20 protein-coding genes are annotated in these 16,000 nt (G+C 60.1%); 17 read left to right on the plus strand and 3 right to left on the minus strand.

What is annotated here, in order from left to right:
* Positions 1-62: 62 nt before the first annotated feature.
* On the minus strand, positions 63-704 hold the full coding sequence (locus QQK16_RS15790) for a DUF502 domain-containing protein (protein WP_284197438.1): 642 nt from the start codon (positions 702-704) through the stop codon (positions 63-65).
* A 27-nt stretch (positions 705-731) separates the two neighbouring features.
* Complete coding sequence (locus QQK16_RS15795) at positions 732-1,007, minus strand: FmdB family zinc ribbon protein (RefSeq protein ID WP_284197439.1); 276 nt, start codon at positions 1,005-1,007, stop codon at positions 732-734.
* Between the two features lie 243 nt (positions 1,008-1,250).
* On the opposite strand from QQK16_RS15795, the gene QQK16_RS15800 reads away from it, so the two are divergent.
* From QQK16_RS15800 to QQK16_RS15835, 8 genes are all read left to right on the plus strand, one after another.
* On the plus strand, positions 1,251-1,682 hold the full coding sequence (locus QQK16_RS15800) for a DUF2147 domain-containing protein (protein ID WP_284197440.1): 432 nt from the start codon (positions 1,251-1,253) through the stop codon (positions 1,680-1,682).
* Between the two features lie 193 nt (positions 1,683-1,875).
* Positions 1,876-2,889 carry a hypothetical protein gene (locus QQK16_RS15805; RefSeq protein WP_284197441.1) on the plus strand — a complete coding sequence of 338 codons (1,014 nt, stop codon included), beginning with the start codon at positions 1,876-1,878 and terminating at the stop codon, positions 2,887-2,889.
* A gap of 434 nt (positions 2,890-3,323) precedes the next feature.
* Positions 3,324-4,040, plus strand: coding sequence for a TetR/AcrR family transcriptional regulator (locus QQK16_RS15810; RefSeq protein ID WP_284197648.1), 717 nt, complete (start codon positions 3,324-3,326; stop codon positions 4,038-4,040).
* Between the two features lie 94 nt (positions 4,041-4,134).
* On the plus strand, positions 4,135-4,914 hold the full coding sequence (locus QQK16_RS15815) for a sulfite exporter TauE/SafE family protein (protein WP_284197442.1): 780 nt from the start codon (positions 4,135-4,137) through the stop codon (positions 4,912-4,914).
* A gap of 118 nt (positions 4,915-5,032) precedes the next feature.
* Positions 5,033-5,818: an SDR family NAD(P)-dependent oxidoreductase gene (locus tag QQK16_RS15820; protein ID WP_284197443.1), complete on the plus strand. Its 786-nt coding sequence runs from the start codon at positions 5,033-5,035 to the stop codon at positions 5,816-5,818.
* Between the two features lie 68 nt (positions 5,819-5,886).
* A complete protein-coding gene (locus tag QQK16_RS15825) occupies positions 5,887-6,537 on the plus strand; it encodes a TetR family transcriptional regulator (protein ID WP_284197444.1) in 651 nt (216 codons plus the stop codon).
* Between the two features lie 48 nt (positions 6,538-6,585).
* Positions 6,586-6,786 (plus strand): hypothetical protein, encoded by a 201-nt coding sequence (locus QQK16_RS15830; RefSeq protein WP_284197445.1) that lies wholly within the window; start codon positions 6,586-6,588, stop codon positions 6,784-6,786.
* 90 nt (positions 6,787-6,876) lie between these two features.
* Entirely contained in the window at positions 6,877-7,080 is a 204-nt protein-coding gene (locus QQK16_RS15835) for a cold-shock protein (RefSeq protein WP_284197446.1), read from the plus strand.
* Positions 7,081-7,352: 272 nt separating this feature from the next.
* On the opposite strand, the gene apaG is transcribed toward QQK16_RS15835, so the two are convergent.
* Positions 7,353-7,736 carry a Co2+/Mg2+ efflux protein ApaG gene (gene apaG, locus QQK16_RS15840; RefSeq protein WP_284197447.1) on the minus strand — a complete coding sequence of 128 codons (384 nt, stop codon included), beginning with the start codon at positions 7,734-7,736 and terminating at the stop codon, positions 7,353-7,355.
* 121 nt (positions 7,737-7,857) lie between these two features.
* On the opposite strand from apaG, the gene rpe reads away from it, so the two are divergent.
* The 9 genes from rpe to trpC all read left to right on the plus strand — a co-directional run bounded on the left by rpe (position 7,858) and on the right by trpC (position 15,978).
* Positions 7,858-8,541 carry a ribulose-phosphate 3-epimerase gene (rpe, locus tag QQK16_RS15845; protein WP_284197448.1) on the plus strand — a complete coding sequence of 228 codons (684 nt, stop codon included), beginning with the start codon at positions 7,858-7,860 and terminating at the stop codon, positions 8,539-8,541.
* Positions 8,542-8,575: 34 nt separating this feature from the next.
* Positions 8,576-9,343, plus strand: a complete 768-nt coding sequence (locus QQK16_RS15850) for an SDR family NAD(P)-dependent oxidoreductase (RefSeq protein ID WP_284197449.1) — start codon at positions 8,576-8,578, stop codon at positions 9,341-9,343.
* Positions 9,343-10,011, plus strand: coding sequence for a phosphoglycolate phosphatase (locus QQK16_RS15855; RefSeq protein WP_284197450.1), 669 nt, complete (start codon positions 9,343-9,345; stop codon positions 10,009-10,011). The genes QQK16_RS15850 and QQK16_RS15855 overlap by 1 nt, the downstream gene beginning before the upstream one ends.
* A 163-nt stretch (positions 10,012-10,174) precedes the next feature.
* Positions 10,175-11,638 (plus strand): anthranilate synthase component I, encoded by a 1,464-nt coding sequence (gene trpE / locus QQK16_RS15860; protein ID WP_284197451.1) that lies wholly within the window; start codon positions 10,175-10,177, stop codon positions 11,636-11,638.
* A gap of 106 nt (positions 11,639-11,744) precedes the next feature.
* A complete protein-coding gene (locus QQK16_RS15865) occupies positions 11,745-12,314 on the plus strand; it encodes an aminodeoxychorismate/anthranilate synthase component II (RefSeq protein WP_284197452.1) in 570 nt (189 codons plus the stop codon).
* Complete coding sequence (locus QQK16_RS15870; protein ID WP_284197453.1) at positions 12,307-12,741, plus strand: GFA family protein; 435 nt, start codon at positions 12,307-12,309, stop codon at positions 12,739-12,741. The genes QQK16_RS15865 and QQK16_RS15870 overlap by 8 nt, the downstream gene beginning before the upstream one ends.
* Complete coding sequence (locus QQK16_RS15875) at positions 12,738-14,027, plus strand: NAD(P)/FAD-dependent oxidoreductase (protein WP_284197454.1); 1,290 nt, start codon at positions 12,738-12,740, stop codon at positions 14,025-14,027. The genes QQK16_RS15870 and QQK16_RS15875 overlap by 4 nt, the downstream gene beginning before the upstream one ends.
* A gap of 130 nt (positions 14,028-14,157) precedes the next feature.
* Positions 14,158-15,186: an anthranilate phosphoribosyltransferase gene (gene trpD, locus QQK16_RS15880; protein ID WP_284197455.1), complete on the plus strand. Its 1,029-nt coding sequence runs from the start codon at positions 14,158-14,160 to the stop codon at positions 15,184-15,186.
* A 3-nt stretch (positions 15,187-15,189) separates the two neighbouring features.
* Positions 15,190-15,978 (plus strand): indole-3-glycerol phosphate synthase TrpC, encoded by a 789-nt coding sequence (gene trpC / locus QQK16_RS15885; RefSeq protein ID WP_284197456.1) that lies wholly within the window; start codon positions 15,190-15,192, stop codon positions 15,976-15,978.
* The last annotated feature ends 22 nt before the right edge of the window (positions 15,979-16,000 follow it).

Consider the following 16,000-nt stretch of genomic DNA (forward strand, 5'->3'; position numbering starts at 1 on the left):
GCCCGGGTAGGGCCGGATTTTCTTGGATAACGGAAAACTAAACAGGTCAGGCGGTTAGCTGCCTAGCCTGGCAAATTTGGGCTGAGCTGCTTGCAGGGGGCATCGCCGTTGGCTTTGCTGCCGGGTGCAACCACGCCCATGGAAATCACATACTTGAGCGCCTCGTCCACGCTCATATCAAGCTCTATGGTGGCCGATTTCTTCACCACCATGAAGTAACCCGAAGTCGGGTTGGGGGTGGTCGGCACATAGACCGACACATGCTCCCCGTCCAGCTGGCAGGCCAGCTCAGGCGCGGGCGTACCGGTCAGAAAGGCCACCGTCCAGGCATCGCCGTGCGGAAAACGCACCAGCAAGGCTTTGCGGAAGGCGTTGCCGGAGTCGGACAGAACGGTATCGGACACCTGCTTCACCGAGCCGTAGATGGATTTCACCACCGGAATGCGGTTGAGGACTTCCTCCCAGAATTTCACCATCCGCTGACCCAGGATATTGGCGGTCAGCAAACCGGTCAGCAGCAGAATGGCCATGACCAGCACCACACCGAGGCCAGGGATGTGTACGCCTATCCAGTCGCGCGGGCGGTTACCATCGGGCAGGAGCAGCAAGAGGCTGTCCAATGCACCCACCAGGGTACTGATCACCCAGAGGGTGATGCCTAGCGGCACCCAGATCAGCAGTCCGGTAACAAAGTAGCGCTTCATCCGTGGCTTTCGGTATCGGTTATCAAATCAGGCGCAGCTACCGCAACCGCCGGTACCGCAGGCGTGGGCGCCCGCATCGGCCGTTGCCGTCTCGGTTTTTGCAGGCACACTGGCACTGCTGCCGCCCTTGAAATCGGTGGCATACCAGCCCGAGCCCTTCAGCTGAAAGCCGGCGGCCGAGAGTTGCTTGGCAAAGCTGGCCTTGCCGCACGAGGGGCAATCGGTCAACACCGGGTCGGACAGCTTGCGCAGTACTTCGGCACGATGGCCGCAATCAGTGCATTGGTAATCGTAGATCGGCATGTTCTCTCTCCTTCCTGATACAGGGAAAAGCCCAATCAAAGCCGCGCATTATAACGCAGCGCAGCAAGCGCGGTGAGGTTGAAAATGCGGGTAAACGTCTGGCAATTCAAGCGCTAGCTACACGAACGCAACACTTGCCCTCACCAGCCGGCCCCACCGCTTAACCCGCACCGGGCAACCATGGCATGCTATCGACCAAACCCCATTACATAGTGCGGTCGCAGCGCCGCCACGGAGACAACCATGCACCTGACCCGCCCCCTGCTTGCCAGCCTGCTGGCCCTGGCCATCAGCCCCGCCTTTGCCGATGCCAACAGCCCCATAGGCAGCTGGAAGAACATCAGCGACAAGACCAACAAGCCCGAAGCCATCATCCAGATATGGGAGGAGAATGGCGAGCTCAAGGGCAAGCTCACCAAGCTGTTCGAGAGCAAGGAAACCCTCTGCACCGCCTGCAAGGGTGACAAGAAGAACAAACCCTTGATAGGGCTGGAGATTATCTGGGGCGTCAAGAAAGATGGCGACGAGTGGGCAGGCGGCAAGATCATGGATCCGGACAACGGCGATATCTATAGCGTCAAGCTGGCCTTGGCCGATGGCGGCCAGAAGCTCAAGGTGCGTGGCTATATGGGTTTCTCGCTGCTGGGCCGCACCCAGACCTGGATACGCGAGTAAACGCCGGTTGTGGACTCAAGCCATGGACGACTGATGACGGGCTGCACCGGCACAAGGCAGCCTGAACCATCGGCAAGTATTGGCGCGCATGCCGCGCATTCATGGACCGACGCCGTCCCATACTGGAAATTTCACGTGTAGCGAGTAGGATGCGCGCCCCATACGCCCTCACTTCTCGCTCACGAGTTCAGCCATGTCTTTGTTGAAAATCCTGCGTCTACAGCCCTACGCCACGCTGGCTAAAGACCTGCCCACCCCCAGTGCCAAGGCGCTGCATGACAAGGTGGTTCGTGGCAATTTTGTCGATGCGGAGCTGATGTTCGGCAAACTGTCGGGGGAGGCCAGGGAGCGGGCAGTCTATGGCTACGCCAACCTGGGCGATGCCGTCGATGCTGCGGCAGCCTGGACCAAAAGCGCACCGCGCTCCGCACTCGCACACACGCTGCTCGGCGCCTCCCTGGTAATAGCAGGCTGGAAGATACGCGGCAGCAGCTATGCAGAAGATGTTGAACAAAACGCCTGGCGCCCCTTTATCGAGCACCTGGAAGCAGCCAAATCTGCCCTGGAAAAAGCAACCGAACTCGACACCAGTGCTGCCGAAGCACTGGCCTGGTTGATACATGTCGGCGTAGGCAAGAGCGAAGACCGGGAGCAAATAGACAGCTGGTTTGAAGAGGGCCTGCGCAGACAACCCACCCACTGGGCCCTGCACATGAAGTACTTCTATGTGACGACGGAAAAATGGGGCGGCAGTCACAATGAAATGTTCGCTTATGCCGCAGACTGTTCCGCCAAATCTCCGCCCGGCAGCATGCTGCACGCCCTAGTCGCCTTCGCCTACAGCGAATATGCGCTAGCGCTGAACTCAGGCCAAAGCAGCGCAAGTTTGAAAACCCTGCGCAATGATAAGAACGCCAAAGCGTTGGTCGCCGCACTGTACAAATGGGTAGGCGCCAAACCGGGTGAACTGGAAACCAAGCTGATGCGCGTATCCAGTCCGTTCAGCAGCGCTGGCCTCAACCACTTTGGTGCCGCGCTGTATCTCTGCGGTGCCACAGTTGAGGCCAAGATCGTACTGGCGGCCATGCGTGGCGAGATAGATTCAGTCCCTTGGGCCTGGATAGCAACCTCGACGAAGGAGAACGCCGCACCTGCTTTCGTCTATGACAAAGCCTGTCGCGAGCTGGGACTGGAGCAGGATTGGTAGTCGATGCGCCAGCCGTTTGCAACGCGTATCTATTAACGTTTGCGCAACCAGCACCTACCTGCCGGTTGCCCACAAGGCCGTTCTAATACCCCGAGAGCACAAAGTCCGAAGAAGCGCCCAGCGGCACTTATCAGCCCGGCGAAAACTCGGCTCCCCACGCTGGACAGGGATATCCCAGCATTGCGGCTGGCAGAAGCCGTGCAAGCACCACAAGCCGTCCACCCTGTCACCAGCAACCCTGCTAGCTTGCCCCGCCGACCACCAGCAGCTATGTATATCCGTTGCTGCCGAGCTTGCCGATCAATGGTCATCAAATTACGGTACATCCGTACAATAATGACCAGAGAGCGCGCTAATTGCATGGCATGTGGCCCCCGGCCCCCCACTTTTGTGGCAGGACAAAGATAAAACCTGCCGGGAAAATATTGTTGCAAATGCATACCGGTATCATTCCGGTAGAATTGATCGCCATGAACAACCTCACCATAGAGCACACAAGCAGTGCCACTGGCCGCAAACTGCAACGACGGGGCGAAGAGTCGCGCCGCCGTATACTCGACGCAACCCTAGTGTTGATTGCCAAGCGGGGGCTGCATGGCATCACCCATAGAGCGATCGCCGCCGAGGCTGGCGTTCCCCTGTCGCTGACCACCTATTTCTTCAATGGCATGAACGACCTGATCGAGCAGACCTTCGATCATTTCGTCCTGGTCGCCGCCAAAGACAATGTGGAGATGCTGAACCAGCTAAATCTCTATCTGTCCGACTTGCCGCCGGAGATCTTGCTGCGCTCGGGCGACGCACGCGTGGCGGTTCATCTCGAGGTCACCCGGCGGCTGGCCAACTTCATACGTATGCAGGCAGAGCTGCATTCCGTCGGGCTTGCCGTAGAGTTGAACTTCCTCTCGCTGTACCGGCTGGACCCACCAGTACGCGCCAAAGTGGTAGCCTATCGCGCCATGCTGGTTTCCGGCATCGCGCAACTGGCTCGCATGGTGGGTTCCGACCAACCGGAAGTTGATGCCTCGCTGGTGCTCAGTGTCATCCACCGCCTGCAGTTCGAATGCATGAACCTGCCACCACCGTGGCCCGAGAGCCTGCTGGAAGCAGAGATCGGCCGCATGCTAGCCCTGGTCTTCCGTCTGCACTGAACCCGCAATTGCAACAAGCACTGGCAAACCCTCATTGCCACGCCCCTTGGGCGGCAGGCAGCATGATAGGCCTGACCGTGACAGCCCCGCCCAAATGCAAGCAATAGAACTCCTGCCGCTGGTCCTCATCGCCTTCTCGGCAGGCCTCATCGATGCCGCGGTGGGCGGCGGCGGGCTGATACAGGTGCCGGGTCTGTTTTCCACCCTACCCCAGCACACGCCCTCCACCCTGTTTGGCACCAACAAGTTCAGCTCGGTATTTGGTACCGGCATGGCGGCATGGCGCTACGCCCGCAAGATCGATATCGCCTGGAAGCTGGTCATTCCCGCCGCGCTGACCGCCTTCGCCTTCTCCTTTATCGGCGCCATGGCTGTCAGCTATATTCCGCCAGCGTGGATGCGTCCTCTGGTACTGGCCCTGTTGCTGTTCATGCTGGGCTATACATTGCGCAAGAAAGACTTCGGCGCACTGCACCGGCCCAGCCATATTGGTCGCCGCGAACTGATCATTGCGCTGGCCATAGGCGGTGCCATCGGGTTCTATGATGGCCTGTTCGGCCCAGGCACCGGCAGTTTTCTGATCTTCCTGTTCATCCGCTTTTTCGGGTTTGACTTCCTCCGCGCCTCCAGCGCCGCCAAGATTGTCAATGTGGCCACCAACCTGGCCGCCCTCGTCTTCTTTATTCCTGCAGGCCATGTGTTGTACCACTATGCCATTCCCATGGCAGTGGCCAATATCGCCGGCGCTTTTATTGGTGCGCGCATGGCCATGCGTGGCGGCACCACCTTGATACGCAAGCTCTTCATCGGCCTGGTCAGTGTGCTGATCGCCAAACTGGCCTGGGATATCTTCGGCACATTGTTGGCGCGCTAAACACACAGGCTCACACGATCTACACACCGCAACCCGCTTGACAAATGACCGACGGTCACTTGTAATACACCCACAAAATGACCAATGGTCATATCAATCAGACGGGAATTAAGCAGGCATGGACAACATCAAGGGCAAATGGGCGTTGGTCACAGGCGCATCAAGCGGCTTCGGCATGGATTTCGCCACGGCCCTGGCTGAACGCGGGGCCAACCTGATATTGACCGCAAGGCGCACCGAACCCATGGAAAAGCTTGCCGCCAGCCTGCGCGCATTGCATGGCATCGAGGTGGTGGTAGAGGCGGCCGACCTAGCCGCCCCCGGTGCCGGCACTGCACTCAAGGCCCAACTGGACTGCCACGGACTGGCCGTGGATGTGCTGATCAACAATGCCGGTTTTGGTGTGTATGGCCAGTTTGTTGATCAGCCCTTGGGCAAGACCCTGGAGATGCTGCAACTCAATGTGGTCAGCCTGACCGAACTGACGCATGTATTTGCGGCCGACATGGTCAAGCGCGGTGGCGGACATATCCTGCTGGTGGCCAGCATCGGCGGCTATCAGGCCACCCCGACCTATGCGGCCTACGCAGCCAGCAAGGCCTATGTGTTGCTGTTTGGCGAGGCCCTGCATACCGAGTTGGCCCCCAGCAAGGTCAAGGTCAGCGTGCTATCCCCCGGCGTAACCGCCACGAGCTTCCTCGCAGTATCGGGCCAGCAGACCACGCCTTACCAGAGGCTGCTGATGATGCAATCGCGCCCGGTGGTGGATATCGGCCTGAAGGCGCTATTCAACGGCACCGCCAGCGTGATTCCGGGCGTAGGCAACAAGCTCACCATCTTCAGCAACCGCTTCGCCCCCCGCAGCCTGCAAAGCCGCGTGGCCTACCAGCTGATGAAAAACTAGTAGCAGCCCGGCCTGCAGATAGGGGCGCGGCAATTCAGCCGCTCCCCAAACAGGGTAGAATTGTGGCCATGACCCAACGTGCCCTTGATAGCGAGGACAAACAGGCCCGACGCGATGCCATCCTGGCAGCAGCGCGCGGACTGTTCCTGCAAGATACCCGCAACCTACCTTCCGTCGCCCGGATTGCCGAAGCCGCCGGCCTCGCCAAGGGCACGGTTTATCTGTACTTCTGCACCAAGGAAGAAATCTTCATGGGCCTGCTGTGGGCCGAATGGCTCGGCCTGCTGCAGGAAGTACACGACAGCTTCAGCCCGGAAGGCGGCAGCGCCGAGGTACAGCTGACGCGCTTCATGCAGCGCTATGTCTGCTATCTGGACGAGCACCCGGAGCTGATGCGGCTGGATGCCATGGCCTATAGCGTGCTGGAGCAGAATCTGGGGCTGGAGCAGCTGCGTGCTTTCAAGCTGGAGCTGACCCAAGGCCTGGTCAGTGCTGGCGCCGCCCTGGAAGCCGCCCTGGGCCTGCCGGCCGGCCGGGGGCTTAGCCTGCTGACACGCGCCTATGCCCTCACCCGCGGCCTGTGGCAATCGCTGGACTACCCGGACAGCCTTTGCCGTCTGCTCGATGAACCGGTATTTGCCCCAATACGACCAGACTTCCGCACCGAGCTGCTGGCCGCCCTGGGAGAGTACTGGCGGGGTGCGCTGGCAACCCCCTGACCCCCTGCGGGGGCCAGCCTGCGTGCAGGCAATAGCTGGCGATATCCGATGCCTAACGCTCGCTTAATACAAAAACCCGAACAGCATAAATATGCCTTGCAAGCCTTTATGCAGGCCAATATCCAAAGCCCGATCAATCGCCGCCAAAGAAATATTTATTTTTATTCATTGACTCAACCAGCAGAACTGCGTAAAACGGAGATGCAGGATCTTCAAGTAGAAAACCAGTTAGTTACTTTGTGCGTCTAAAGCTGTACCATTCGTGCTCGTTCCGTTCTCGACTCCTTGAATGTCATGCATATGGGCATGTGCCCAACACTACACAAAAGGATATTCAAGATGGAAACAGGTACCGTTAAGTGGTTCAATGACGCCAAGGGTTTTGGTTTTATCACCCCTGATGATGGCAGCAAGGATTTGTTCGCCCACTTCTCCGAAATTCGTTCGGAAGGCTTCAAGTCGCTGGCAGAAGGCCAAAAGGTCTCCTACGTTGCCGGCATGGGTCAAAAAGGCCCGCAAGCCACCAACATTCAAATGGTATAATCTGCTACTTGGCAGAATTTATATCTCAGCGAGACGTTTGATTCAGGCGGTTGGTTTGATACAGACCAATTAGCCTAAGATTCTGATTGCTGTAAAAAGGCAATTCCCCTCAAAAGGAATTGCCTTTTTGTATTCTGCGCGGGATTACCCTGGCTGCATTTAAAATGCAGCCTATGTTTGCACCATTGATTGCAAACTGTGCAGCGATTGCACCCCCTACAAGCATGGCGTGGGGGTAATTTCCATCATCAGCCGGCTACGCCCGACGTGGTTCAATGCAAGACCCTGGGAACCGACAGCACAAACTGATCGACGACAGCGTCAAAGCATTCACCATCCTCAGCACGGAACTGATAACTGCCGTGCATGGTGCCTACAGGTGAACTCAGTGCGACGCCACTGGTATAGCCATATGCCTGCCCCGGCTGGAGGCTGGGCTGCTCACCCACCACCCCCTGACCACGCACCTCCTGCACCTTGCCATCGGCCTCGGTGATGACCCAGTGCCGCGTGAGCAACTGGGCGGCAACGGTACCAGTGTTGACAATGCTGATGTGGTAGGCAAACACATGGCGATTCGCCTCCTCGTCCGACTGATCGGCGAGAAACTGGGTTTGCACGGTAACGGTGATGTCGTACTTGCGGGATTCGCCCATGGTGCCTTGGCGTAATGTGAGAGTGACGGACGAAGATTACACGCGAAAACGCAGTCAACGACAAGGCGCTCATCGGTTTCCGGTAAAATCTATACCTCTTCCCACCTCGCAGAGCACCGCCATGAGCCAGCCCACCTTCCGCATTGCCCCTTCCATCCTCTCTGCCAACTTTGCCAAGCTGGGCGAGGAAGTGCAGAACGTCATTGCGGCCGGTGCCGACATCATTCACTTCGACGTGATGGACAACCATTACGTGCCGAATCTGACCATAGGCCCCATGATTTGCGAGGCTATCCGCCCCTGTACCGACGCACTGATCGATGTGCATCTGATGGTCAAGCCGGTAGACCGCATCATCCCCGATTTCGCCAAGGCCGGCGCCAACATCATCACCTTCCACCCCGAGGCCAGCGAGCATATCGATCGCAGCCTGGGCCTGATCCGCGAACAGGGCTGCAAGGCCGGCCTGGTGTTCAATCCCGCCACCCCGCTGCACTACCTGGACCATGTTATGGACAAGCTGGACATGATACTGCTGATGTCAGTCAACCCAGGCTTTGGCGGCCAGAAGTTCATTCCCGGCACACTGGACAAGCTACGCGAGGCGCGTCGCCGCATCGACGAATACACGGCCAAGACCGGCCGGGAAATCTGGCTGGAGATCGATGGCGGGGTAAAGGTGGACAATATCGCCGAGATCGCCCGTGCCGGCGCAGACACTTTTGTGGCTGGCTCGGCCATCTACAACACACCGGACTACAAGGCCACCATAGACGCCATGCGCGCAGAACTGGCCAAGGCCTGACCCAGGCGGATATCCCACCAGCACAGAGCCATCTATGCACAACCGCCCCAATCGATGCTACATCCTTACCGGCGCCTCACGCGGCCTGGGCCTGGGCATCGCCCGAGCCATTGCAGCACAGGGCGACCACCTGATCGCGCTGGCTCGGCAGGAGACGCCCGAGCTGGCACAGCTGGGCGCCGCCCTGCCCGGTTACCGCTTTTTGGCCGTAGACCTGGCCAATATCGACCAGGTCAGCGAAATCGCCGAGGAACTACTGGGCTCCTTGTCGGCAATGGACTGGCAAGGCATCTACCTGATCAACAATGCAGGCGTGGTCGAGCCCATAGGGTCGGCAGGCAGTTATGGCGATGCCGAGATGGCCCGCTGCCTCACAGTCAACCTGACTGCTGCCATACAGTTCAGCAATGCCTTCCTGCGACACCTGCGCAACCGTGCCTGCGACAAGCGCATACTCCAGATCAGCTCCGGCGCGGGCCGCAATGCCTATACCGGCTGGAGCGCCTATTGCGCCAGCAAGGCCGGGCTGGATATGTATAGCCGCTGCGTGGGGCTGGAGCAGGATGGCCTGCCCCACCCAGTGCGCATGGCATCGCTGGCGCCCGGCATCATTGATACCGGCATGCAAGCCAGCATACGTGCCACGCCCGAGGGGGATTTCCCCTTGCTGGAGCAATTCAGGCAATACCACGCCAATGGCGAACTGGCCGACCCGGATAGCCGGGGACGTGCAATCGTGCAACTGTTGCATACCGACCATATCGGCCATGGCGCCGTACTGAATATCCGCGACTTTATCTGATGCCCATCAAAGCCATAGCCCTTGACCTGGACGGCACCCTGCTGGACACCATTGCCGACCTTGCCGCCGCGGCCAATGCCATGCGCAGCGACTTCGACCTGCCCGCCCTGGAACAGGACAGGCTGGCCAGCTTTGTTGGCGGCGGCATGGCGCAGCTGGTACACCGCTCGCTCACCGACGCGCGCGAGGGCCAGGCCGAGCCTGAGCAGCACGCAGCCGGCATCGCCGCTTTCTGCCGCCACTATGATCGCCTGCTGGCCGTCAAAACCCGCCCCTATCCCGGTGTCGTTGCCGGCTTGGAGGCTTTCAGGTCCATGGGATTACGGCTGGCGGTAGTCACCAACAAGCCTTTGCGCTTCACCGAGCCTGTGCTGGCGCAGACTGGCCTGCTGCCCTACTTCGACATCGTATTAGGCGGCGACAGCCTGCCAGAGAAAAAACCCCATCCCCTGCCCTTGCAGACGGTATGCCAGCAGTTCGGCATCACAGCGGCCGAACTACTGATGGTAGGCGACTCCCATTTTGATCGTGACGCCGCCAAAAATGCCGGTGCACCTTGTCTGCTGCTCGACTATGGCTACGAGGATGTGCGTGGACTACAGTGCGCCGGCATCATCTCCAGCCTTGTCGAGGCAGTGGATTTCGTGAAGAATGCTGGCTCGGATTGATGGCTTGCCTGCACTTGCAGGCCTCGATTCCGCCCCACACTATCCAGACGAACGACTTCAGACATCATGACAAGAGATTCCAAGCACTGCGGGCTGACCTGGCGATGGCGCTAATCGCGTCCTCCCGGTTTTTCACTTCACCCCTTTGCCAGGAAAGCTCGCCATGACCGAACTCGAATTCGACGCGCTCGCGCGTCAAGGCTATAACCGCATCCCCGTCGTCCAGGAAGGCCTGGCCGATCTCTACACCCCCCTGTCCGTTTATCTGCGCCTGGCCGATGCACCCTATTCCTATCTGCTGGAATCGGTCGTCGGCGGCGAGCGCTTCGGCCGCTACAGCTTTATCGGCCTGCCCGCACGTACCGTGCTGACGGTACGTGGGCGTCAGACCGAAGTCAGCGTCAACGGCGAAGTGGTCGAGCGTCATGAAGGCGATCCGCTAAGCTTTATCGGCGAGTTTGAATCGCGCTTCAAAGTACCCCAGTTGCCCAACCTGCCCCGCTTTGCCGGCGGGCTGGTCGGTTACTTTGGCTACGACACCATCAGGCTGATTGAGAAGAAGCTGGCTCAGTGCGACAAGCCCGACCCCATAGGCGCGCCAGATATCCAGTTGCTATTGAGCGAAGAGATTGCCATTTTCGACAACCTCAGCGGCAAGCTCTACCTGGTGGTCTATGCCGACCCCAGCCAGCCGCAGGCCTTTGCCAAGGCCCACTCGCGCCTGCATGCACTACGCATGCAGCTGCGTGATCCGGCTCGCCTGCCCCGTACCGAGGCCACCCCGCCCACCACGGCCAAGTCCGAATTCGGCGAAAGCAACTTTAAGGCAGCAGTGGAGAAGGCCAAGCAATACATTCTTGATGGCGACATCATGCAGGTCGTGTTGTCGCAGCGCATGTCCATGCGCTTCGAACAGCCGCCCATCACGCTCTACCGCGCACTGCGCAGCCTCAACCCTTCGCCCTATATGTTCTACTACCAGTTGGGCGATACGCATATCGTCGGTGCCTCGCCCGAGATCCTGGTCCGCCACGAAGGCGGCACCGTCACGGTACGCCCCATCGCCGGTACCCGGCCACGCGGCAAGAGCCGCGACGAAGACCTGGCCCTGGAAGCGGAGTTGCTGGCCGACCCCAAGGAAATCGCCGAGCATGTGATGCTGATGGACCTGGGCCGCAATGACGTAGGCCGGGTAGCACAGACTGGCACCGTCAAGGTGACCGACGATCGCGTGGTAGAGCGCTACTCCCACGTCATGCACATCGTCTCCAGCGTAGAGGCCGCCCTCAAGCCGGGCATGAGCAATCTGGACATACTGCGCGCCACCTTCCCGGCTGGCACCGTTTCCGGTGCGCCCAAGGTACGCGCCATGCAGATCATCGACGAGCTGGAACCCACCAAGCGCGGTATCTATTCGGGTGCTGTGGGCTACCTGGGCTTCAATGGCGATATGGATGTGGCCATCGCCCTGCGTACCGCCGTGATCAAGAACAAGACCCTCTATGTGCAGGCCGGTGCCGGCATTGTGGCCGATTCGGTGCCACAGTCCGAATGGCAGGAAACCCAGAACAAGGCCCGCGCCGTGCTGCGTGCAGCCGAAATGGCCCAAAAGGGCCTGGACGGCTGAGCCCCAGTACGCCGACGCAAGCGCAGCCGGGTGTACCCTGCCGGCTGCCTCTCTAGATCATGCGGCCTGCCCATGGCAGGCGGCCTAATCAGGTAGTAACGCCACCATGCTATTGATGATCGACAACTACGACAGCTTTACCTACAACCTGGTCCAGTACTTTGGTGAACTGGGGCAAACGGTAGAGGTTTACCGCAACGACGAGATCAGCCTGGACGAGATTGCCGCAAAGCAGCCCCAGTACCTGGTGGTCTCCCCCGGCCCCTGCTCTCCCAGTGAAGCGGGCATCTCGGTCGCTGCCATCCAGCGCTTCGCAGGGCAAATCCCCATCCTGGGCGTCTGCCTGGGCCATCAATCCATAGGTCAGGCTTTTGGCGGCAAGATCATCCATGCCAAGCAACTGATGCACGGCAAGACCTCACCGGTCAGCCACCTCAGCGTGGGTACCTTCAAGGATCTGCCCTCGCCCTTTATCGCCACCCGCTACCATTCGCTAGTGATAGAGCGCGACAGCTGCCCAGACTGCCTGGAAATCACCGCCTGGACGGAAGATGGCGAAATCATGGGGGTAAGGCATAAAACCTTGCCTATAGAAGGGGTGCAGTTCCACCCCGAGGCCATCCTTACCGAACACGGTCACCAGATGCTGGATAACTTCCTCAAGACCTATGCCTGACACCAGCCATCTCGCCACACCGCTTGAAGGGCATTGTTTCTGTGGCGCGGTGCGCTATCGCGTCACGGCACCCGCCAAATGGTGTGCCCATTGTCACTGCAGCATGTGCCGGCAGGCCCATGGCGCCGCCTTTGTGACCTGGTTTGGTGTACCGCTGTCCGCGCTCTGCCTCAGCCAAGGCGAGGCCGCGCTGCAGTGGTTTGATTCCTCGCACGCGGCCAAGCGGGGCTTTTGCAAGCATTGTGGTACGCCTCTGTTTTTCCATGGCCTGCGCTGGGCCGACGAGATGCATATTGCCCGCGCCAGCCTGCGCCAAGGCGAGGTGCAGCACCCTTCCTCGCATGTGTTCTATGACAGCCATGTAACCTGGGCCAACTGCGATGACGGCCTGCCGCGCTTCGACGCCAGCAATCAATTGATGCCGTGACGCCGCCCAGCCCATCCTGGTATGCCAGCCGCCAACCTGCACCCGCTGTACGCCCCTGCTGCAGCGGCAGGCTCGTGGCCGATGTGGGCATCCTGGGCGGTGGCCTTACTGGCTTGTCCAGCGCGCTTTACCTGGCAGAACAAGGCGTTTCCGTGGCCCTGCTGGAGGCGGATCGCATAGGCAGCGGCGCATCAGGCCGCAACGGTGGCCAGGCACTGCAGGGTTTTGCCGGCAGCATGACGGTTGTTGAACAAGCCGTCGGGCCTGCCATCGCCCGGCAACTCTGGGACATGTCACTTGAAGCGCTGGCCCTGCTCAAACAGCACATCGCCCGCTTCAATATCGCCTGCGATCTCAGCCCCGGTGGCTATGTCTACGCAGCCCTGCATGAGGGCCAGTTGGCAGAGCTGGCGCAATGGCAGCAACAGGCACGGCAGCGCTACGGTTATGTCGATCTGCAACTGCTGGACTGCAACGCCCTCCAGGCCCATGTCGGCAGCAGCCGCTATGTCGGTGGCCTGTACGACCCAAATGAAACACATCTGGACCCCTGGGCCTACACCTTGGGCCTGGCTGATGCAGCCGAGGCCGCTGGCGCGAAGCTCTACGAGCACAGCCCTGCCAGCGGTTGGCAGCGTGACGGTGATGGCTATTGCATCGCGACCCCGGCCGGTCAGCTGCACTGCCGCCAATTGTTCCTGGCAACCAATGCCACGGCCCTGACTCCACAGCTGGCCCGCCATTTTCTGCCGGTAGAGAGTTTCATCGTCGCTACCGAACCGCTCGACGCTGGCCTGGTGCGCTCCATATTGCCCAGCAATGCGGCCGTTGCCGATTGCAACCGGGTACTCAATTACTTCCGCCTCAGCCCCGACCATCGCCTCTTGTTTGGCGGTCGCGCTGCCGGCACAGCCACAGACCGCCTTGCCGATACTCAGGCGCGCATGCTGCAGGTGTTTCCGCAATTGGCCGACGCCCGGATCGAGCACGCCTGGGGTGGCCGGGTCGATGTCACACCCCACAAGCTACCGCACCTGGGCAGGCTCCCCGATGGCGCCCTGTTCGCCCAGGGTTTCAGCGGCCATGGCCTGGCCCTGAGCGGTCTCGTCGGCAAGGTCATGGCCGAAGCCATGCTGGGCCGGCCCGAACGGCTTGCGCTGTTTGAGCGCATACCCCAACATGCCCTACCTACACACCTGCCAGGCTTTACCCAAGCGGCCCTGACCCTGGGCATGGCTTGGTACCAGTGGCGGGACTGGCTGGATGCCCGCTGGCATGGCGACTGAGCTGCCGCCAGTACCGCCTCCCCACACAGCAGCCTGGAAAGTCATAAGGAAATAAGCCCATTTCCTTTGCTAGCCCCTCCGCTTTAGGTTGAAATCCCTACCCACCCTGTTTGATGCAAGCGCCCACGCCATGATCACGCCACAAGCCGCCCTCAACCGCCTGATAGACGGTAACGAATTGTTCTACGACGAGATGCTCTCCGTGATGCGGCAGATCATGACGGGGGAAATGACCCCCACCCAGACCGCCGCCATACTGATAGGCCTGCGGGTCAAGGTAGAGACCGTGTCCGAGATAGCCGCCGCTGCCACGGTGATGCGCGAGCTATCGAATAAGGTCTCGGTAAAGGACAGGCGCCATCTGGTGGATACCTGCGGTACTGGTGGCGATGGGGCCCATACCTTCAATATCTCCACCACCGCAGCCTTCGTCGCCGCCGCCGCCGGTGCGCGTGTCGCCAAGCATGGCAATCGCGGCGTATCCAGCAGCAGCGGCTCGGCCGATGTACTGGAGGCCTTGGGCGTCAATCTGGTGCTCACCCCGGAGCAGGTAGGCCATTGCATAGACGAACTGGGGGTAGGCTTCATGTTCGCCCCCAACCATCACGGCGCCATGAAGAACGTCGCCCCCATACGGCGCGAGCTGGGTGTACGCACCATTTTCAACATACTTGGCCCACTCACCAATCCAGCCGCTGCCGATAATCAGGTCATGGGCGTATTCCATCCCGACCTGGTCGGCATACAATGCCGCGTGCTGAAGGAGCTGGGTAGCCGTCATGTGCTGATCGTGCACGGCCGCGATGGCCTGGACGAAATCAGCCTGCGCGACACCACCCTGGTGGCCGAACTCAGGGAGGGTGAAATCAACGAATTCGTGTTCGACCCGCGCGAGCATGGTTTCAGCTTCTGCCAGGCGGCCGACCTGCACGCTGGCAACCCGCAGGAATCCCGCGCACGGATCGAAGCTGTACTGGCCGGTGAGGCAGGCCCCTGCCGCGATATCGTGGTGCTGAATGCCGGTGCAGCCCTTTATGCTGCCGACGTCAGCGCCACCCTGGCCGATGGTTTTGCCGCTGCCGCTGCCGCCATTGATAACGGTGCCGCCCGCGCCAGGCTCGATGCTCTGGTGAAACTGACCCAACAATACAAAGCCTGATCCATGTCCGACATCCTCAAGCAGATACTCGCCACCAAGATTGAAGAAGTCGCCGCCGCCCAACGGCATACCCCCTTGGCCTCCGTCCGCGCAGCAGCGGAAGCGCTGGGCGGATTGCGTGATTTCGTAGGTGCCTTGCGCAGCCAGTACGCTGACGGCCATGCAGCCGTCATCGCCGAGATCAAGAAGGCCAGTCCCTCCAAGGGCGTGATACGGGCCGACTTTCAGCCTGCGGCAATCGCTGAGGACTATGCCCAGCATGGCGCGGCCTGCTTGTCCGTACTGACCGACGAGCAGTACTTCCAGGGCCATGCCGATTACCTCAAGGTGGCCCGTGCCGCCTGCCGCTTACCGGTGCTACGCAAGGATTTCGTGGTGGACGCCTACCAGGTCTACGAGGCCAGGGCCATGGGTGCCGACTGTATCCTGCTTATCGTGGGCGCGCTGGAGACCGCGCATATGCTGGAACTGGAAGCCCTGGCACAGGAACTGGGCATGGCCGTCCTGGTGGAATCGCACGATGGCGCCGAACTGGAACGTGCAATGCAACTGAAGACCCCGCTGATCGGCATCAACAACCGGGATCTGCGCAGCTTTGAGGTCAGCCTGCAGACTACGCTGAACCTGTTGGACGATATCCCTAGCGATCGTATCGTCGTGACCGAATCCGGCATACTCAAACCAGCCGACGTCAATCTGATGCTGGAACATGAGGTATATGCCTTCCTGGTTGGCGAAGCCTTTATGCGCGAGCCTTCTCCCGGCAAGGCACTGAGCCGCCTGTTTGCCTGAACCTGGCCTCTCCTCGCAACAA

The organism is Chitinimonas prasina (genome assembly GCF_030160395.1).
Classification (GTDB): domain Bacteria; phylum Pseudomonadota; class Gammaproteobacteria; order Burkholderiales; family Chitinimonadaceae; genus Chitinimonas; species Chitinimonas prasina.